This is a genomic window from Algoriphagus iocasae (assembly GCF_014206875.1).
GTDB classification, from domain to species: domain Bacteria; phylum Bacteroidota; class Bacteroidia; order Cytophagales; family Cyclobacteriaceae; genus Algoriphagus; species Algoriphagus iocasae.
This window is the reverse complement of sequence record NZ_JACIJO010000002.1, coordinates 962,238-980,753: the sequence shown is the minus strand read 5'-3', so window position 1 is coordinate 980,753 and position 18,516 is coordinate 962,238. Positions and strand designations below refer to the sequence as shown.

Below are 18,516 nucleotides of genomic sequence, written 5' to 3'. Positions count from 1 at the left end.
AGGAAAATCTAGTATTTAAAACAAGGAATTACCCTGCCTCTTTGGTTTCTAGATTTCGGATCTCCCCATAAAAAAGTGTATCTAATCGATACTTCGTGAGCTCCTCCACTGTTTTTTAGACCTAATTTAGAGACGGTTACATCATAAGAATATCCTATATCCAACCCACTTGGAAGAGAAACTCCTATCAGTCCTATCACCGCTTCATTGTTTGGAAGAGAGTTCTTACTTGGCAATCCCCTATACCAAAGACCTAATACCAAAGGCTCCAAATAAAGTTGAGCTCCGACATCCAATTGGCTAAAAGGATCCTGCTGCTTATAATTGAAAGCAAAAGAGACAGACCTCTCTGAATAGGCATGAGTGAAATAATCTCTTCCTCCATGTCCCAAATCAAACTTCACTCCACCCTGAGCTGAGAATTTCATTGGAAGTACAGAAATCTGTCCTTCTACAAAAGACCTATTGGGTTCTGACAAATGGTGTGCTGATACTCCTAGCCAATATTTATTGGTATAGATCATTCCACCTACAGCATAGTCCATAAAACTATACTTCGAATCTAAGGGCACACCATCTAATTCATCGGTTATCCCTCCCACTGTACCATTGACAATATCAATCTGACTACCAAATACCAAATCAGAAAAGAAAGCATTTCGTTGCATGTAGCTAACCTGGCCGCCGACTCTGAAAAATAAATCCTGACTAATCTGAAGCCTATAAGCATAAGACAGTCCGATTTCATTTGTAGAAAGCTGGGCCATGCTTTCTTGGCTTCCATTAAAAATCAGTCCGATACCTGAATTATAATCAAAAATGTAGTGGTCAATATAGGCCGAATAGGAATTGAAACTTTGATCTAAACCAGGCCATTGATTTCTATAATTAACACCAATTCTGGTTAATTCACTAGAACCTGTAAGGGCGGGATTCAAATACAAGGGGGCAGCGTAAAATTGGGAAAACTGCGTATCCTGGGCATAGGATTCTAATGTAGCCTTCGAAAAAGCTATAAAAAACATAAATATGCCTAATACTTTCCTCAACATAATCTACTCCACTTTTCGCTACGTTCAATTTACCAAAGACGCAACGAAAATTCGTGAATTTAACATGAAATGTAGGTTGTGAAACTACTAGGGCTTATGATTGAGGCAGACAATCTTATTGGGTTCCAAACCATCTTGACAAAACACAATTATTCTGTGTTCCAAAGTCAATTGGGACCATGAAAATCAATAATTATACCAATTAATTGATATCCAATAAATAATTCAGATTAAATATCCAGAATCACCTGATTGTGCAAAAGATCCTGAAACTCCTCTCGTTTCCTGATCAATTTTGCCTTCCCTTCCCACACTAAAACTTCGGCAGGTCTTAGTCTTGAATTGTAATTTGAGGCCATACTGATACCGTATGCACCTGCGTTTTTGATGACTAGAAAATCACCCATTTTCACTTCTGCAATTTCTCTATCAGAGGCAATTGTATCCGTCTCACAGATATATCCTACGACATTGTATTTTTTCAATTCCCCTTCTGGATTGCTCAAATTATAAATGCTGTGATAAGCATCATACATCATCGGCCTGATTAAATGATTCAGTCCAGAATTCACACCAATAAATGTGATCTGAGGAGTCTTCTTCACGACATTTGCCTGAACAATCAAATACCCTGATTCACTGACCACAAACTTGCCCGGCTCAAGCCACAACTCCAAATCTCTTCCGTATTTTTTGCAAAACTCCAAAAAGGCATCCGAGACTTTATCACCTACATTCATAATGTCTGTGACTACATCTCCCTCTTTGTATCCAACTTTAAATCCTCCACCAAAATCAAGAAATTTCAGGTCTTTAAACTGCATGGCAGCTTCAAAAAGGACATTCGCACCTTTTAGAAATACTTCTGCATCGAGAATATCTGATCCCGTATGTAAATGTAAACCGGCTATCTGAAGATCATATTTATTGACCACTTCCAAGATCTCATCAAGCTGATGAATGGAAATGCCAAACTTACTTGCAATATGCCCTACAGAAATCTTCGCATTTCCCCCCGCCATGATATGAGGATTGATTCGGATACAAACTGGAACAGAGTTTCCGTACTCTTGACCAAACTGCTCTAGAACAGGAATATTGTCCAAGTTGATCATAGCACCTAATGCCACGACTTGCTTGATTTCATCCATGCTAACTCCATTCGGAGTATACATGACATCCTTGCCTTCATATCCAGCTTCCAAACAAATTCTTACCTCCTCTACAGACACAGCATCTACTTCTCCACCTGCTTTCTTGACCAATTTCAAGATATTGATATTGGTCAATGCTTTGGTAGCGTATTTAATCTTCAAAGGAACTTTGGAAAAGGCAGCCTGTAAAGTTTTGATTTGAGAGGTGATTTTCTCTTCGTCATATACATAAACAGGAGTTCCAAACTCATTTGCGACAGATTCCAAAGAAACGCCTTGGATAGAAATAGGATTTTGAGATAGGGACATGGTCTGAAATTTGCGCCCAAAGATAGGTAAATAACAAAAAAAGGAGGCATAAGCCTCCTCTTTTCCTTTATCGTAAATGTAATTAAGAAATCATATCCTAAAGAACGGGATCATTCTTCATTTTGTTCCTATCATAAACTTAAGAGATCTCATTTGAGGCAGTTAAATATTGTTAAGCTTTATAAGACCCCTAAGATTCAGGCTAAATTTGTGAAATGTCTAAAGGAAACATTACTCTTATTATTGTTTTGATGTCCCTGGCCAGTTTTGGCCTGATGGGATTTCAATACTATTGGGTAAGGAATGCTGTTCGAATCAATCGTGAAAGATTTGATCAAAATGTCTACATGGCTCTCTCCGGCACTGTAGAGCAGTTGGAAAAAGGAGAAACCTCTGATGTTCTTTTAAGTTCCTTGATGAAGGATTCAGTCTTACAGGAATCTCTTTTTGAAAAAATTGAACCAATTACTTTTAACGATGTCCAACAAAGGCCCATTTATAAGTCAAGGCCATCCATTGTGGATACGATGTTTAGCGAGCCGGCTCCTGAAGTAAGCCCAACTTTCCGAAGAATTCTTGAATCCCGAGGCTTTGACATGAGCCTGTTGAAGGAATTGGAAATGTTCTTTGCTTACATGACTCCTGAACTTGCTTCAAGCATGTTTACTCCAGATGAAATGGCGATTTTATTGGAAGAGAAAGAACGACAATTGTCTTATTTGAGCAAATTGGAATCTTCTCCTGCCATAAGGAAACCCAATTCACCGGAGGTAACAACTGAAATCAACATCTCTGACGATATTTTTGAAAAAATTCGCCGTGCCAATTTCAAAATTGACATGGTGGAACGTACTTGGAATGAATTGGCAGCCGGCCAGCAGGCCATTCTAGAAAGATTGGATACACTCCAAGTCCGGGAATTACTGAGAAACCATTTGATGGAAAGAGGTATTTCTGAACAATTTGAGTTGGGATTGGTAAAAAACGATGGAGAATTCTTGCCTTTAGGCCCAGTAAGTCAAGGAGATAATCTGATTAAGAATGGAATTAAAGCCAAATTATTCCCCAACGATATTCTAGGCCAGGAAAATTTCCTTTATATATTTTTCCCAAGCAAAAACTACCACGTCATTCGTCAGGTCTGGCTTCCTATCTCCAGCTCCATCTTGTTTATTGGAGTGATCATTTTCTGCTTCATCTATGCGATCAAAGTTATTATCCGTCAAAAAGCCCTTTCGGATACTAAAAATGATTTCATCAATAATATGACCCATGAGTTTAAAACTCCGTTAGCAACTGTAAGTCTAGCTGTAGAAGCATTGCAGGATCCGGAATTATCCACTCAGGACAAATTCCGTAAACGATACTTGGGGATTATTAAAGATGAAAACAAAAGACTGACTTCTCAGGTGGAAAAAGTCTTGCAGGCCGCTGCTTTGGACAAACATGATTTTAAACTAAAAATCGAAACTTTAAACCTGAGTGAACTATTGGAATCCACCATGCAGCATATCAGTTTACAAGTTGAGAAAAAGGGAGGCACACTTTCATTTACTGACCGATTGAAAAATCCAGAGGTCGAAGGTGATGCATTTCATTTGACCCATATTTTCAATAACCTGCTGGACAATGCCATCAAATACACTCCAAATACTCCAAGCATTAGAATGGAGGCTTTGGAAACTGAAGATTCATTTATAGTGAAGATCTCAGATAATGGAATAGGCATGTCTAAGGATGCACAAAAGAAAATTTTCGATAAATTTTACAGAGTTCCTACCGGAAACGTACACGATGTAAAAGGCTTCGGTCTTGGACTTTCTTATGTAAAAACCATGCTTGAAGCGCATCAAGGAGGCATTCAAGTAGAAAGTGAAGTTGGAAAGGGAACAACGTTCACCATTAACTTACCCAAAAAGCAATGAGCAAAGCGAAACTACTAGTCGTCGAAGATGACCCGAACTTAGGAGATATTCTACAGGAATATCTAGAAATGAAAGGCTACGAACCCACTCTTTGCAGAGATGGAGAAGAGGGCTGGAATAAATTCAAAAAGGACAAATTCGACCTTTGCCTTTTGGACATTATGATGCCTAAAAAAGATGGTTTTACCCTGGCCAAAGAAATCAAGAAGGTTCAAGAAGATCTTCCGGTTTTATTTTTGACTGCAAAAAACCAAAAAGATGATATCATCGAAGGATTAAAAATCGGTGCGGATGATTACATCACTAAGCCGTTTAGCATGGAAGAATTGCTATTGAGAGTAACGGCCATTCTCCGAAGAACTCAAAAAAGCACTGAAATCACTCCTTTAAAGGTCTATGAATTCGGTGGCTTTGTCCTTCATTATGATGAACAGTATCTGGAAGGACCAAAAGGAAAGCATAAGCTTACCTCTAAAGAAAATGAATTGATCAGATTGCTGGCTTCAGAAATCAATAAGCTTGTAAACAGAAGCCATGCTTTAAAGCAAATCTGGGGAGATGACAGTTACTTCAACGCTAGAAGCATGGATGTCTACCTTAGCAAAATCAGAAAATTGCTAAAAGACGATCCAAAAGTTCAAATCATTACTGTTCACGGTGAAGGATTTAAACTAATCGTCAGCGAGGAATAAAAGGATTTTTGACTTGACATATCGGATCTCAGATATACGATTTCCGATTCTTGAAGAATTTAAATTTCTATTAAAAAGCAAACAGAGGCTGTCTCATAATTGGTTTTTGTCACATTGAACAATGTCGAAATGTCGGTTATTTAGCTTTAAAAGGTCTTCGATATTCGCGACTTTTGTCGCTCCAATGCTACCAATTACAGATTGATTTAATTGCACGATATGCGAGTCAGTCCGAGCGGAGTCCAGGACCCTTCGACTCCGCTCAGGGTGACCGAAACCCCGTTTTTAAGACCAATTCCTTTTGAATGTTCGAAGTGTATTTAAGACTCAGACTGACAAATTTAGACTTAAGTGACAGCCTCCTTTTATTTTTAAAATATATTCACTCTTAATTCTAGGTTCTTGCCCCTTGATTCTTGGCTCTTGATACTTGATTCTAGCTACTAGATTCTCAAAAAAATCATCCAATCATTTCGGCTCCTATTCCATTTCCTTCAGGGAACGTTACTTTTTCAGGGGTTATGGTGACACCTTTTGCAGGATCTTTCGAAAGCAACATCGCCCCATCCATATCCACATAATCTAGCAAGGGAGCTATATGAGCAATTGCTGTGATACCAATGGAAGATTCTGTCATGCATCCTACCATGGTTTTCATTCCCAGAGATTTTGCTTCGTGAATCATTCGCAATCCCGGAGTAATCCCACCTGCTTTCACCAATTTCACATTGATCCCATGAAATAATCCATGACATTTTTTTACATCAGACTCGACAATACAGCTTTCATCTGCAATGACTGGAAGTTGGGAGTATTTAAAAACCTCTTTCATTCCTTCCAAATCATCCTTTCCTAGTGGCTGCTCCATAAACTCGACTCCCAATTTTTTCAGTTCTCCTGAATATTCTATTGCCTGATCGGCAGTCCAGGCACAATTGGCGTCAATTCTAAAAATAGCATCTGTATGCTTTCTCAATTCGCGAACAATAGCAAGATCATCTGAAGTGCCCAACTTAATCTTGTAAATAGGCCAGTGAACTTCTTTCATTTTCTCCACCATTTTAGCCACGGTATCAATCCCGATCGTAAAATTGGTTGTAGGAATCGTTGCAGGATCCAGACTTAGAAATTCATACAGTTTTTTGCCTTTTTTCTTTGAAAACCAATCCCAAGCTGCCATATCCAAAGCACATTGGGAAAAAGGATTCGTCTGAAAGTTTGATCTTCCAAGCTCCCATAATTGTTCCGGGCTTTCCCATTCTCCAGCCTCCACTACAGACTTGAATTTATCTAAGGTTGCAGTCATGTTTTCCACCGTCATCCCATAAAATGGATTGGTAGTAGACTCCCCAAATCCAATAAAGCCATCGCCTTCCAATTTGACTATCAAGGTATCTTGTATATCTCTGCTTTGATGAGCAATCGTAAAAGTATGTTTCAGCGGTAGATCTTCAACGAAATAAGTAAGCTTCATTTGTTTCTTAAATTTTTGGCAATGATCCTGAAGAATTTCATTTTCAATGGCTAGTTTTACTGGATATCCACAAGAAAAACCACCAAAAGATGAATAAAAACAAGGGTATTTGGTCAAGCATTTTTTTGCTGTTTTTGATTTCCCTTATTGGGTGTAAAACTGCAAATAAAAATACTCCCAATCCAATTTCTATCGAAACTTTAGAAGCTGCGTACCAAAAATTTAAAGAATCAGCCATCACCCATCGCAGATTTAAGCACGAAGATCTGCAACCTTTGATTCAAAAGCATACTTCCAATTTCCAAGTCACTTCCTTGGGAAATTCCATCGATGGAAGAAGCATTTCCAGTTTGGACTGGGGTGATGGTACTACCAAAGTGATGCTTTGGTCCCAGATGCATGGCAATGAAAGTACTGCGACAATGGCATTATTTGATTTATTCAATTTTCTGGAGGGATCGGGTGATGAGTTTGACGAAATCAGAAATAATCTCAAGAGCAATCTGAACATCAAATTTATCCCGATGATCAACCCAGATGGTGCCGAGGTTTTCAAAAGAAGGAACAGTTTGGATATTGACTTGAATCGAGATGCCATAGCCCAAGTTTCACCAGAAGCTATCATTCTGAAAAAAGCGAGAGATGATTTTGAACCGGAATTCGGCTTCAATCTCCACGATCAGCAAGTTTACTACAATGCGACTGGAACACCGAAACAAGCAACAATTTCTGTTCTGGCACCGGCTTATAATGAAGCCACAGATATCAATGACGTGAGAAAAAGAGCCATGCAGACCATTGTAGGCATGAATAACATTTTACAACAAGTGGTGCCAGGTCAGGTGGGTAAATATGATGATGCTTTTGAACCGAGAGCATTTGGGGACAACATCCAAAAGTGGGGTACAAGCACCATCCTCATCGAGTCAGGAGGCTATTGGGGAGATCCTGAAAAGCAATATATCCGTCAACTCAACTTTATGATTATTCTAAATGCCCTTTACGAAATTGCCAACAAGGGGTATGAGCAGTACACAACAGACCAATATTTCTCGATTCCTGATAATGATTCAAAGTTGCAAGACTTAATCATCAATGAAATGCTGGTAACAGTGAAGGATAAGAAATACCCGATTGATTTGGCGATCAAAAGAAGGGAATCCGAAGTTCCAGGTGGCTATTATGTCACTGGATCGATCGATGATCTAGGGGATATGCAAGTTTATTTTGCTCCAGAAAAACTGGATGCGACCGGATTAGAATTTACGGAAGGAGCGGTTTATGAAGAAGCATTCGAAAATGTGGCATCGATCACAACTGAAAAAGCTATGGAGCTTTTAAGAGAAGGATTCTTAGCAGTGAAAGTAAAAGAAGGTGAAACCAAAGAGGTGCACAACCTTCCAATTTTAGTATTGAAAGAACAAGATTCTTTTCCTTCTGGATGGACGACCAGTTCCAGTCCCAATTTCTATTTGGCAAAAGATGGAGATTTAAAATATGCTGTTGTGAATGGTTATTTGATCAATCTAGATCAGCCAAAAGAGCAGCTATTTGTCAATCGAATATACTAAGTGTTAAAACTTGTTTCAGACATTCAAAAACCCGCTTCTTGGCGGGTTTTTTGGTACTATGATGAAATACATCGATATTTTAATCAAACTTTTAGAAATCATGACCAAGAATCTTTCCCCCATATTATTTGCTTTGGCGATCATCATCGCATCAGTTGTTTTAGGAAATGCAGTCATCAATAGAAACCGACCCCAAGGGACTATCAATGTCACAGGCTTGGGAGAAAGCAATTTCACATCAAACTTAGTCGTTTGGGAAGGGAACTTTACGAGAGAAAGTTTTGACCTGAAATCTGCCTACGCAGATCTGGAGAAAGACAAAAAGTTGGTTTCCGAGTATTTGATATCCAAAGGAATTCCTGCAGAAAAACTCATCTTCAATGCTGTCAACACCAATCCGAAATACCAGCAAAACTATTCCAACGACGGAAGGTATTTAGGACAGACTTTTGACGGATATTCTTTAAATCAATCCTTGAAAATCGAATCTACCGAGGTAGAAAAAGTCGAGAAAATCAGCCGTGAAATCACAGAATTATTAAATCAGGGAATTGCATTTTATTCTCAAGCTCCGCGATACTATTACACAGAACTGGAATCTCTGAAATTGGAAATGATAGCCAAAGCCACAGAAGATGCCAGAATAAGAGCCGAGCGAATTGCAGAAAACTCCAAAGGGGATTTAGGAGACTTGATTTCTGCTAATATGGGAATATTTCAGATTACTGGTCAAAATTCGGGGGAAGATTACTCTTGGGGTGGTACCTTTAACACCGCAGACAAAAACAAAACCGCTTCCATCACCATGAAGTTGGTTTTTGAAGTAGACTAATTTGGAAAAGAACAAAAACTTAAAATCTGGACTTCATCCCAGAAACATACATCGAGATCGATACGATTTCCCGGCTTTGATCCAGACCGATCCAAGCCTAAAACCATTCGTTGCCGAAAATAAATACGGAGACCTAAGCATTGATTTTGCAAATCCAGAAGCTGTAAAAACACTTAATCGAGCATTACTCAAGCATTTTTATCAGATAAGCAATTGGGATATACCGGCAGGATATCTCTGTCCACCCATTCCTGGCAGGGCAGACTACATTCACCATATGGCCGACTTGCTCAGTCAAAGTAATGGAGGAAAACTCCCTAATCCTGAAAAAATCCGTGTTCTTGACCTTGGAACCGGAGCTAACTGTATTTATCCCTTGTTGGGAAATTCAATATACAATTGGTCGTTTGTAGGGACTGAAATTGATCCAAAAGCTTTGGATGCTGCCCAGGCAAACTTATATGCCAATCCACAATTCAGAGGAAAAATCATTTTGAGAATTCAGGAAGACCCCTCTCATATTTTGGAGAAAATTATCCGATATGACGATATTTTTGACCTAACTATTTGCAACCCACCATTTCATGGGTCTCAAGAAGAGGCAGAAGCAGGGAGCATTCGCAAAGTGAAAAATTTAAAAGGCAAAGTAGGAAAGAAAGTACCATTGAATTTTGGAGGACAAAGCCATGAACTTTGGTGCGAAGGAGGAGAACTTGCTTTCATCCAGAAGATGATCAAAGAAAGCATGGTCTACAAATACAATTGTTTTTGGTTTACCACTTTGGTAAGCAAAGAAGAGCATCTTAAGGAGCTGATCTTAGCCCTTAAAAAAGCCAGAGTTGCCGATCGAAAAATCATCCAGATGACGCATGGCAATAAGAAAAGTAGAATTTTGGCTTGGACTTTCTTGAATCCTGAAAAGCAGGAAGGTTGGAGAAAAAGACGGTGGGAATAAAATTTGAAATTTGATATTGACAATCTCAAAAATAAAAACGGCAATTGATCTTATTCAATTGCCGTTTTTTAATCTAAATTCTTGTTTCTTGGTTCTAAAATTTTGATTCTAGTTTCTAAAAGAATCAAGCATTCAAAGTACTCTCCACAGAAATATCCATTTTCAATGCTCTTGAAATTGGGCAATTTGCTTCAGCATCTTTTACCAATTCATCAAATTTTTCCTGCTCGATTCCGTCAACTTGAGCCTTTAGCACCAAATGCGATTTTTTAAGTGTACCATCTTCGAAAGTAATATTAGCAGTCACATCCAATTCTTTTGCCTCAAAACCAGCTTCCTGTAGGTTAAAGCTCAGTTTCATTGCAAAACATCCTGCATGTGCAGCAGCTACAAGTTCTTCTGGGTTAGTTCCCACACCATCTTCAAATCTTGATTTAAAAGAATATTGGGTTTTATCTAAAACAGTACTAGGTGTACTTAGGTGTCCTTTTCCTTCTTTACCAGTTCCTTGCCATACGGCGGTTGCTTTTCTGATCATTGTTGAAATTTTTATGGTTAAAAGTTATGTCTATTAAACAAAAATCAATCTCTTTAGTTCGTACGAATCGCTTTTAAATTAAGATTCCGCTGAGATCAATTTGGCTTTTTGACCCGTTGGATTTTCGGCTTTAAAACCAGCCAATTCCTCAAAAACAGCTAAATATTGCTCAGTGACGTAATCCCAATTGTACTTCTGAATCAATCCTTCCCGAGCGGTTTTTCGAAAATAGTCCATTCTCTCTTGGCTAGCCTCAGCAGTCTCCACAATATCTTTCACGGAATCCACATTCTTCTGAAAATACCAGCCATGCTTTCCATTTTGAAGCATCTCCTGATTAAACGGAGTGTCCAAAGCCAAAATTGCACAGCCATATCCCAAAGCTTTCAACATCGCTGGGTTTGTCCCTCCATATTCATGACCATGGAAATAAGCATAGCAATGAGAATACCAAGCACCAAGTTCATGAGGATCCGTCACATAACCTAAAAATAGCAATCGATCATCCTCCAGATCCTTCAATACTGTTGCATATTCATCCATAAAAGGAACATCCCCAACTACGACCAACTTCTTTTTCGAGTCTGATTTTAGAAAGCCTTTGATGATTAGATCTGCATTATTGTCAGGCACAAGCCTTCCTACAATAAGAAAATAATCCAAAGGATCTATGTTCCATTTTGCAATAGGGTCAAGTTCTACATCCTCTTTGACAGCAGCTCCATAGGCAATTACCTGAGATTCGGCATTGAATAATTCTTTGTAAACACGCTGCATTTCGTCAGAATCGTTGATGATTCTATCAAAATATTTGGTGGCCAAACGAGATGCCCAAAAGAAATATTTGGATCCGATGCCTTTCCATTTTGGCCGCAACCATTCCAAACCATCTACATTGATCACAGATTTTTTTCTGAAAAACCTCGAAACCCATCCAATCGGACCATTTCCACTGTTTACTACAAAAATCACATCCACATCTGAAAAGCAAGCGTGGATCATTGAGAAAAAAGTATGGGAAAGCTGCGTTCCTATTTTTGATTCCACCGCTCCCATGTAAATACATTCGATGCCATTGACATAGCGGGGTTTCTCTTTGAAAAGTGATTTATGGTTGTAAACGCGCACATGAACACCTTTTGCAACCAACCGCTCTCCTAGCTCTTTGACCATGGTATCATATCCACCATAGACATAGGGATAGCCTTTGGCACCCATAATGGCAACTTTCAGTTTCCTTTTATTTGTCGCCATAAGTGGTTTTTGATTTTGTTGCTAAACTGTTCAAAACTATACTCACGTAAAACTTTTTCTCTACCTGCTTCTCCCATCTTTATTCGAAGGGTTTCGCTTTGTATTAACCGTTCCAAAGCGGCTGTCCCTTTTTCTACATTTCCGATCGGAATCAAAAATCCGGTTTCACCTTCTGTCACCATTTCCTCCGCACCTCCAGACTTCGTGGCAATTACCGGCAATCCAGATGCCATTGCTTCTAAAATCACAGTAGGAAATGAATCCGGCATAATCGATGGAAGGACAAAGATATCAGTCGCAGACAATATTGTCTCTATATCCGTACGAAAACCTAAGTCCACCACATTTCCTGAGAGGTCCGCGGCCTGAATTACGGATTTAATTTCCTCATGGATTGATTCATAGCCGGGAAATGGATCTCCAACCAACACAAAATAACAATGTGGATAAGTCTTCAAAATTGCTCTGGCCATTTCCAAAAAAAACAGTTGCCCCTTGCCAGGATTGATTCTTCCCACCATAGTCACGATCAACTTATCCACAGGCAATCCGATTTTCGATTTTGCCTGTGAAACTTGCTTTAAATACTCCTGATAAGGAATTCCATTGTGGATAACTTCCGGTTTTGAAACTTCCAACATGCCTGACCAATGTCTTCTGACTGCTTCAGAAACCACAATAGGTATTGGAGTTCCTTTATCAAGCATGGAGCGAAGTAATTTCACTAATGGCTTTGGCCCCAATAATATTTCATGGATATGCCAAATATGGGGCAGCTTGTTTTTGCTCGCCCAATATGACCCAACAATCACCGCCAAGGTATTGGAATAGACAAGTTCAAAATGAAACTCCTCGTGAAGTTTATCCAAAAAACGATATGCTTTCAGCTTTTTACCAAACCTGTTGATAAGTCCTTTGACATTGACATATTTTCTGCGAAGGATACCAAGATTCTGAATCTTGATTTCAAAACCTTCTTCTTCCAGCAAATCTGCCAATGGTCCTTCTCCAGTCAAAACAACCACCGGATTGAAGCCTTCCTCCCGATAGATTTTCAAAACCTGATAAATGATTTTTCCAGAACCATACAGCTCAGAACTACTCTGAAGAAAAAGTACGTTTCTGGATTTTTTCATTTCTTTTTAAAATAAACTCCAAGAATTCCCGACTTATTTGATATGGTAGAAAGCCCTTCAAAAAGGAATGCAAAAGGCATAAAAAAGACAACAAGTGCCATTAGCCCTATAGTCTTTTTCCGCTTTAATCTTAATATCAAATGGTCCTTAAAACCAACTTTTGACATCAATGATTGAAGCATTCCCAAAACTCCCAAATGAATGGAAAATCTTCTATCTCCAACTTTTTGATAGCCAATTTTCTCCATTTCAGAAACAAGGTTTTCTTCGCCCCAATGAGTCAAATGCTTTGGAATATCCCAATGCATCCAGTCTTTTCCCGCAATCCCTGCTTGCCAGGAATCGGCTCTTGGCACTTCAATATAAGCCAATCCGTCTTGGGATAAATTTTGATCCAATAGCTCCTCCAATAAACCCATGGGATCTGGAAGATGCTCCAATACGTGATTTAAGGTTATAAAATCAAAATTCCCCGATTCAATTTTTCCCTTTCGGTAAAACTCATTCTTTACTTCAAGGAGGTATTTTTCTCTCGCGAATTGCGCTCTTTTTTCGGCTGTTTCTATTCCAAATGTGGATAAACCCAATCGTTTTGCAACATGCAAAAACTGACCTTTTCCACAGCCAAAATCCAGCAAACTCTTTAAATCTGGGTAAATACGCTTTGCTTTTTTTAGGACCTTTTCAGCCTCTCTAAAAATGATTTTCTCGAAAATAGACTCGCGGTTATCCACCACAGCATAAACCTCATCCTCGTACAAAGAATCTGAATCTAGATCAGAAGAAATATAGGTCCATTTTACCCGACATTGCGTGCAACTAACCATTGTAAATTCTTCCGGATTCGGAAAGGTTGGGGTTGAATGACAGACCGGACAAACAATTTGCCTCATAATGTAGGAGCAGCATCTAAAATCAGCTGCTGAAAATCTTGTAGAAATTTTTGAGGGGAAAAATAATCTCTTCGGAAAAGTCCTTTTTGAATCAAATCCTCTCGCAACGATTTATCCCGGCCCAAAAGTATCATTTTTTCTGCCAAATCAGAGGCATCTCCAGTTTTGGCGATGAGACCGGCTCCATCGGAAACCTCAATTAATGCGGCTTGATCGGAATGAATCACCGGAATTCCAAAACCCATTGCCTCTAAAATCGGAATTCCAAAACCTTCATTTTCTGAGGGAAATACGTACCCAAATGCATGCTGATACAAGGCGATAATTTCCTCATCTTTTACATAACCCGGCAAAATCACCCGGTCTTGCAATCCCAAATCTGAAACTAGTTTTTCCACAATGGGAAAATCATTCATCTGATTACTTTGACCTGGGCCTCCGGCCAAAACCAACTTAAAATCTTTGTTTTCTTTTTCCAGAAAGGTCTTAAAAGCTTGAACCAAAACAGGTAGATTCTTCCGCTTGTCGAAAGTGCCCAAATGGAAGAAATAAGGAGATTGATCCAAATTATTTCTTGTGATGATTCCCTTATCCATTCTGGAAGTCAGGCTTTTGGGGCTTTGATACACAACATGTATCGGCAGTTCCTCACCCAAATGCTTCTGAAGTGCCTTCTTTGAATAGGAAGTTGTAGTGATGATTTCCGTTTTTTCCTTTAGCCCCTTTCGGATCAAATTAAGAAAATACTTTCTCCACCAGCGAGGATAATTTTGAGGCATTTGCCAGAAAAAAGCATCGTGTAAAACCGTCATTCTGCGGCAGGAAAGTGAAGCAGCCGGAGAAACAAAATCCGGACATATCAACACATCTGGCTGGTGCTTTTTGACCAAATCAGGTAGCTGAAACTCTTTCCAACGGAAGTAATCCAAATGGTAATTCAAGCGTTGGAATTTTGAAGATGGGTTCTTAAAAGTATGATCAGCAGCCTGTTCTATCGGATCATGAGTGAAAATCCATTCAATATCAGGATGTGGATAAGTCTTTGCAGCTTTAGCCAATTCCATCATATAGGTTTTGATCCCTGTGGTGGCCACATTCAAATATTGAAGGTCTAAAAGTACTTTCATGCTACGCTTAATTCTTCATGAGTTTTCAATCTACTGTATGCATGAACAGAATATCCTGCCATCCACCAGGTGGTCCAGGCAACATAGGTATACATTTCAGCATTTGCGGTAAATAAAGGAAGCAGCAATCCTACTTTTACTGCAGCCGCGACAAAAGCAATTCGGGCCTCCATTAAATTTTCTGTTCTATAAAACACCCGCAAACTTATAATTACTGCCGAAGCCAAGGTCAATACATACAAAATCATGCCTAGCCAGCCCAACTGGACCCCGTAGATCAAAAACTGATTTTCTCCACCCACTCTCAAATCATCAGATACGCTTCCAGCATTTCCACTCATCGCTAGTCCGATTCCAAGGGGATTTCCAACCATAGAATCCAAGGCCAAAAGCCATTCCACCACATGTCCCACACTGGAAGTGTTTTCAAACGTAATGGTATCCACCACAAAAAAGTAGAAGTCATCCGAAGCGAAAAACACCACATATACTGCAAAAGCCAAAAGGCTCAAAAATCCAGCAGCGATTAATTTATATAGGCCAAACACTAATGCCAGAAAGAAAATCATCAGGAAGAATGCTCCAAAAGCAGCCCTAGAAGCAGAAAAAACCAAACTCCCCATTGAGCACATCATCACCAACACATAAAACCAATTGTACTCTTTCTTGCTGGTCAAAAACCAAATCAGCCCTGCTGCAAAACCCATCAAAACCGAACTGGCCATTTCCAATGGATCGGAAAAGAAACTTGCCAATCGTTTGGTGACGGCTTGGGTTTCGAATGTCCAAGTCAATCCAAAATTTCCTGTTGGATCAATATCATTGATGGCATGATTGTACAGCGCATAACCTGTAAACTGTTGTAAATGCGCTTGGAGCAAATAGTTTTCGAATAAGTTGACCAGAAAAGCTCCGATTGCAATCAAGAATATCATCTGGAATAATCCACGGATTTCACTCATGCTAAAACGACTATTTCTCCCTAGAAAATAGACGATTCCAGGAATCAAAATCCCTTTGAAATACAAGGCTTTGTTTAGGAAAGATGCTTGCCCAAGAGGTAAAATCAGATAAACTGCCGCCAAGCATAGAAATCCAAAGAAGAACCAATCCGTGGCCTGGAATCGAAATGGGTAGTCAAAAATCTTTCGCTGATAAAGCAAAAATGAAAACAGAGCCATGAGGACAACCATTTCTTTGATGACCTGAAAGATGCCCACCAAAGCACTGGATCCAGTAGCTAGATATACAAGACTTAGAGTGGTGATGTAAAAAGGCAAAAACCCAATCAAAAAGAAGATGAAATACTTCCAATTTCCCTTAAATACCATTTCCTGGACTGCCCAAAATAAACCGGCAGCAACCACGAAAACGATCATTATGAAAAATATCAAGGCCATATAGGAGCTTTTTCTAATGGATTAGTCAAGCCATCTCTCAATCCTTTTGCGACTGATTTTAGCTTTTGAAATCTTCCTCTCAAACAAAAATAAGCCATCCAAAGTGAAAACCGGATGCAATGATAGCCTACAGAAAAAAGGAAGGAAATCCCCTTTTGGCTTCCTCGGATGAGATAGAACTGATTTCTGACATGAAAATAAAACACTCTTGGGCTAAGTGTTCCTTCTGCATGTTTCTTTTTAGATGAAGCCCCAGCTTCATGGTATACCAAAGCCTTTGCAGCCAAAGCAATTTCAAATCCTTTTTGCCGAAATCTCTGGGACCAATCCACATCTTCAAAATAGGCAAAATAACTTTCGTTGAGCAGACCCGCCGCCAGCAAAGCCTCTCGACTGATCAACATGCAGCAACCTGTCGCCCAATCTAATGGAACATCTTCAGGAAGGTATTCATCCAATTGTTTTCTATCTCCTAAGGTAATTGCTCTCCCCAAAAGTGAATTCCATTTCCCTCCAGCAGACCATATTTTATCCTTGTCATTCAAAAAAGTAATCAAAGGCTGAACTACTCCCAAATTTCCTCCTGATTGAAACTTTCTCATCATTTCTCCCAAGAAATCAGGTTCTACTTCAGTATCATTATTCAGCAACATAATATGTGAATAACCGTCTTCCAATGCTTTTACTATCCCAACATTATTGCCTCCGGCAAAACCTAAATTTTCCTTATTCTCAATTAATATTATTTCTGGAAATGTGGATAACAGCTTTTTTCCCTCTGAGTTTTCAGAGGCATTATCCACTAAAATGATTTTGAAGTCCGGAAATTCTACTTTCCGAAGGGATTCCAGACAGGCAGCTGTAAAGTCAAACCCATTCCAGTTTACCAGTATAATTGCAACCGAAGGATCAGGTGTAAAAGCCATAAAAAAGTTTTCGGTTATTTCTAAACAACAAAACCAGGCAAATCAGAAAAACAGCAATCTCAGTGGAAATAATCGCGATACAAATTCCTATCCCACCCCACAAAGAAGTTAAAATAGATGCAACTATCACCATATACAGACACATCATCCAAGAAGCTTTAAACAGTAAATTTTTCAAATCTACCACCAGCATCATCACGACATTTGCAATATTAAGGCAAGCCAAAAGCGGCACCAAAGATAAAATCTGGAGATAGGTCACTGATTCCTGCAATTCAGTTCTAGCCAAAATCCGGATTGTCCATGGCGCAGTCAGATAAGTCATCAATGCGATAAACACTCCAAATGCAACAACCCGGAAATAGACATTTCTCAAAAAGCGAAAGAATGCTTTCTCATCACTTTGATACAACTTCGAAGCATTGGGATAAATCGCCTGAATGATCATCGCAGGAAACATCCGCAAAACCATCACCACACGCTCCGCCAAACTGTACATTCCTAAAGTCTCTGCCACCGAGAAAAAACTCAAAATAATCAAGCCCCCATTGATCGAAATATGGCTTGCTAAATTGCTGAAAAAAAGAAGAATATTTTCCTTGAGACTCTTCCAAATCGCCGAAAACTCTGGTCTATAAACTCTGATTCCCAAATAGGTATGAATATAAACCAGCAATAATAAGTTGATCCCAAAGCCAAAAAATCCCATCATAAAATTCACCCACTTGCTTTGCTCTGGGCTATGAATAAATAATACGATTCCCATCAAGAAGAGTAATTTAGAAAAAATATTTGCAATGCTGATCAGCTTCATTTTTTCCATTCCCTGAAAAAACCAAAGTGGTAATGTTGCCTCGGAAAAAAGCATCAAAATGGAAAACACCAAGATGATCTGATATTCCTTGAATAAGTTAAGTCCAAAGACCGCAATGAGAATAATCAAGGCTGCACTGGAAGCCAATAAGATCTTTGCAGAAAATACATTGGAAACCAGATGCGAAAGTGCCGTCTTGTCTTTTTGATTGATAGCCACTTCTCTAGGTGCACTTAAGTTATAGCCAAAACCAACCAGAATATTCAAAAGAATAATCACTGCCAAAGCTAAGTTCACCAAACCAAATTGGTCTACTCCAATATTCTGGATTAGCAAAGGCATGGAAATAATCGAAATCAGCACATTGGATGATTGGATTATTGCCAGAAAGAGAAAATTCTGAATGGACTTATTTCGGATGAAGTTTCCGATAGGAAGAAGTGAAAGTTTTTCTAACATGGCAG

The 18,516-nt window shown here is 39.1% G+C and carries 16 protein-coding genes; 5 read left to right on the top strand and 11 right to left on the bottom strand.

What is annotated here, in order from left to right; translation table 11 throughout:
* Positions 1-8 precede the first annotated feature (8 nt).
* Positions 9-1,025, bottom strand: a complete 1,017-nt coding sequence (locus tag FHS59_RS11590; protein ID WP_246388415.1) for a PorP/SprF family type IX secretion system membrane protein — start codon at positions 1,023-1,025, stop codon at positions 9-11.
* Positions 1,026-1,282: 257 nt separating this feature from the next.
* Positions 1,283-2,515 (bottom strand): diaminopimelate decarboxylase, encoded by a 1,233-nt coding sequence (gene lysA / locus FHS59_RS11585; protein ID WP_184495301.1) that lies wholly within the window; start codon positions 2,513-2,515, stop codon positions 1,283-1,285.
* Positions 2,516-2,730: 215 nt separating this feature from the next.
* Between lysA and FHS59_RS11580 the strand changes: the two genes are divergently transcribed.
* Positions 2,731-4,440, top strand: coding sequence for a sensor histidine kinase (locus tag FHS59_RS11580; RefSeq protein WP_184495300.1), 1,710 nt, complete (start codon positions 2,731-2,733; stop codon positions 4,438-4,440).
* On the top strand, positions 4,437-5,132 hold the full coding sequence (locus FHS59_RS11575) for a response regulator transcription factor (protein WP_184495299.1): 696 nt from the start codon (positions 4,437-4,439) through the stop codon (positions 5,130-5,132). Before FHS59_RS11580 ends, FHS59_RS11575 begins: the two co-directional genes overlap by 4 nt.
* Before the next feature lie 460 nt (positions 5,133-5,592).
* On the opposite strand, the gene FHS59_RS11570 is transcribed toward FHS59_RS11575, so the two are convergent.
* Positions 5,593-6,606, bottom strand: coding sequence for a dipeptide epimerase (locus FHS59_RS11570; RefSeq protein WP_184495298.1), 1,014 nt, complete (start codon positions 6,604-6,606; stop codon positions 5,593-5,595).
* Positions 6,607-6,695: 89 nt separating this feature from the next.
* Between FHS59_RS11570 and FHS59_RS11565 the strand changes: the two genes are divergently transcribed.
* From FHS59_RS11565 to rlmF, 3 genes are all read left to right on the top strand, one after another.
* A complete protein-coding gene (locus FHS59_RS11565; RefSeq protein WP_184495297.1) occupies positions 6,696-8,177 on the top strand; it encodes a M14 family zinc carboxypeptidase in 1,482 nt (493 codons plus the stop codon).
* Between the two features lie 100 nt (positions 8,178-8,277).
* On the top strand, positions 8,278-9,009 hold the full coding sequence (locus tag FHS59_RS11560) for an SIMPL domain-containing protein (RefSeq protein WP_184496101.1): 732 nt from the start codon (positions 8,278-8,280) through the stop codon (positions 9,007-9,009).
* A 1-nt stretch (position 9,010) separates the two neighbouring features.
* A complete protein-coding gene (gene rlmF / locus FHS59_RS11555; protein ID WP_184495296.1) occupies positions 9,011-9,964 on the top strand; it encodes a 23S rRNA (adenine(1618)-N(6))-methyltransferase RlmF in 954 nt (317 codons plus the stop codon).
* Between the two features lie 124 nt (positions 9,965-10,088).
* Here the strand turns inward: rlmF and FHS59_RS11550 are convergent, their stop codons facing one another.
* From FHS59_RS11550 to FHS59_RS11515, 8 genes are all read right to left on the bottom strand, one after another.
* Complete coding sequence (locus tag FHS59_RS11550; RefSeq protein WP_184495295.1) at positions 10,089-10,502, bottom strand: OsmC family protein; 414 nt, start codon at positions 10,500-10,502, stop codon at positions 10,089-10,091.
* A 78-nt stretch (positions 10,503-10,580) separates the two neighbouring features.
* On the bottom strand, positions 10,581-11,756 hold the full coding sequence (locus FHS59_RS11545; RefSeq protein ID WP_184495294.1) for a DUF1972 domain-containing protein: 1,176 nt from the start codon (positions 11,754-11,756) through the stop codon (positions 10,581-10,583).
* Entirely contained in the window at positions 11,732-12,892 is a 1,161-nt protein-coding gene (locus FHS59_RS11540; RefSeq protein ID WP_184495293.1) for a glycosyltransferase family 4 protein, read from the bottom strand. The genes FHS59_RS11545 and FHS59_RS11540 overlap by 25 nt, the downstream gene beginning before the upstream one ends.
* Positions 12,889-13,719: a class I SAM-dependent methyltransferase gene (locus tag FHS59_RS11535; RefSeq protein WP_246388413.1), complete on the bottom strand. Its 831-nt coding sequence runs from the start codon at positions 13,717-13,719 to the stop codon at positions 12,889-12,891. The genes FHS59_RS11540 and FHS59_RS11535 overlap by 4 nt, the downstream gene beginning before the upstream one ends.
* 62 nt (positions 13,720-13,781) lie before the next feature.
* Positions 13,782-14,912 carry a glycosyltransferase family 4 protein gene (locus tag FHS59_RS11530; protein WP_184495291.1) on the bottom strand — a complete coding sequence of 377 codons (1,131 nt, stop codon included), beginning with the start codon at positions 14,910-14,912 and terminating at the stop codon, positions 13,782-13,784.
* Positions 14,909-16,312 carry an O-antigen ligase domain-containing protein gene (locus FHS59_RS11525; protein WP_184495290.1) on the bottom strand — a complete coding sequence of 468 codons (1,404 nt, stop codon included), beginning with the start codon at positions 16,310-16,312 and terminating at the stop codon, positions 14,909-14,911. The genes FHS59_RS11530 and FHS59_RS11525 overlap by 4 nt, the downstream gene beginning before the upstream one ends.
* Entirely contained in the window at positions 16,303-17,238 is a 936-nt protein-coding gene (locus FHS59_RS11520; protein ID WP_184495289.1) for a glycosyltransferase family 2 protein, read from the bottom strand. The genes FHS59_RS11525 and FHS59_RS11520 overlap by 10 nt, the downstream gene beginning before the upstream one ends.
* On the bottom strand, positions 17,222-18,511 hold the full coding sequence (locus tag FHS59_RS11515; protein ID WP_184495288.1) for an oligosaccharide flippase family protein: 1,290 nt from the start codon (positions 18,509-18,511) through the stop codon (positions 17,222-17,224). The genes FHS59_RS11520 and FHS59_RS11515 overlap by 17 nt, the downstream gene beginning before the upstream one ends.
* Positions 18,512-18,516 lie beyond the last annotated feature (5 nt).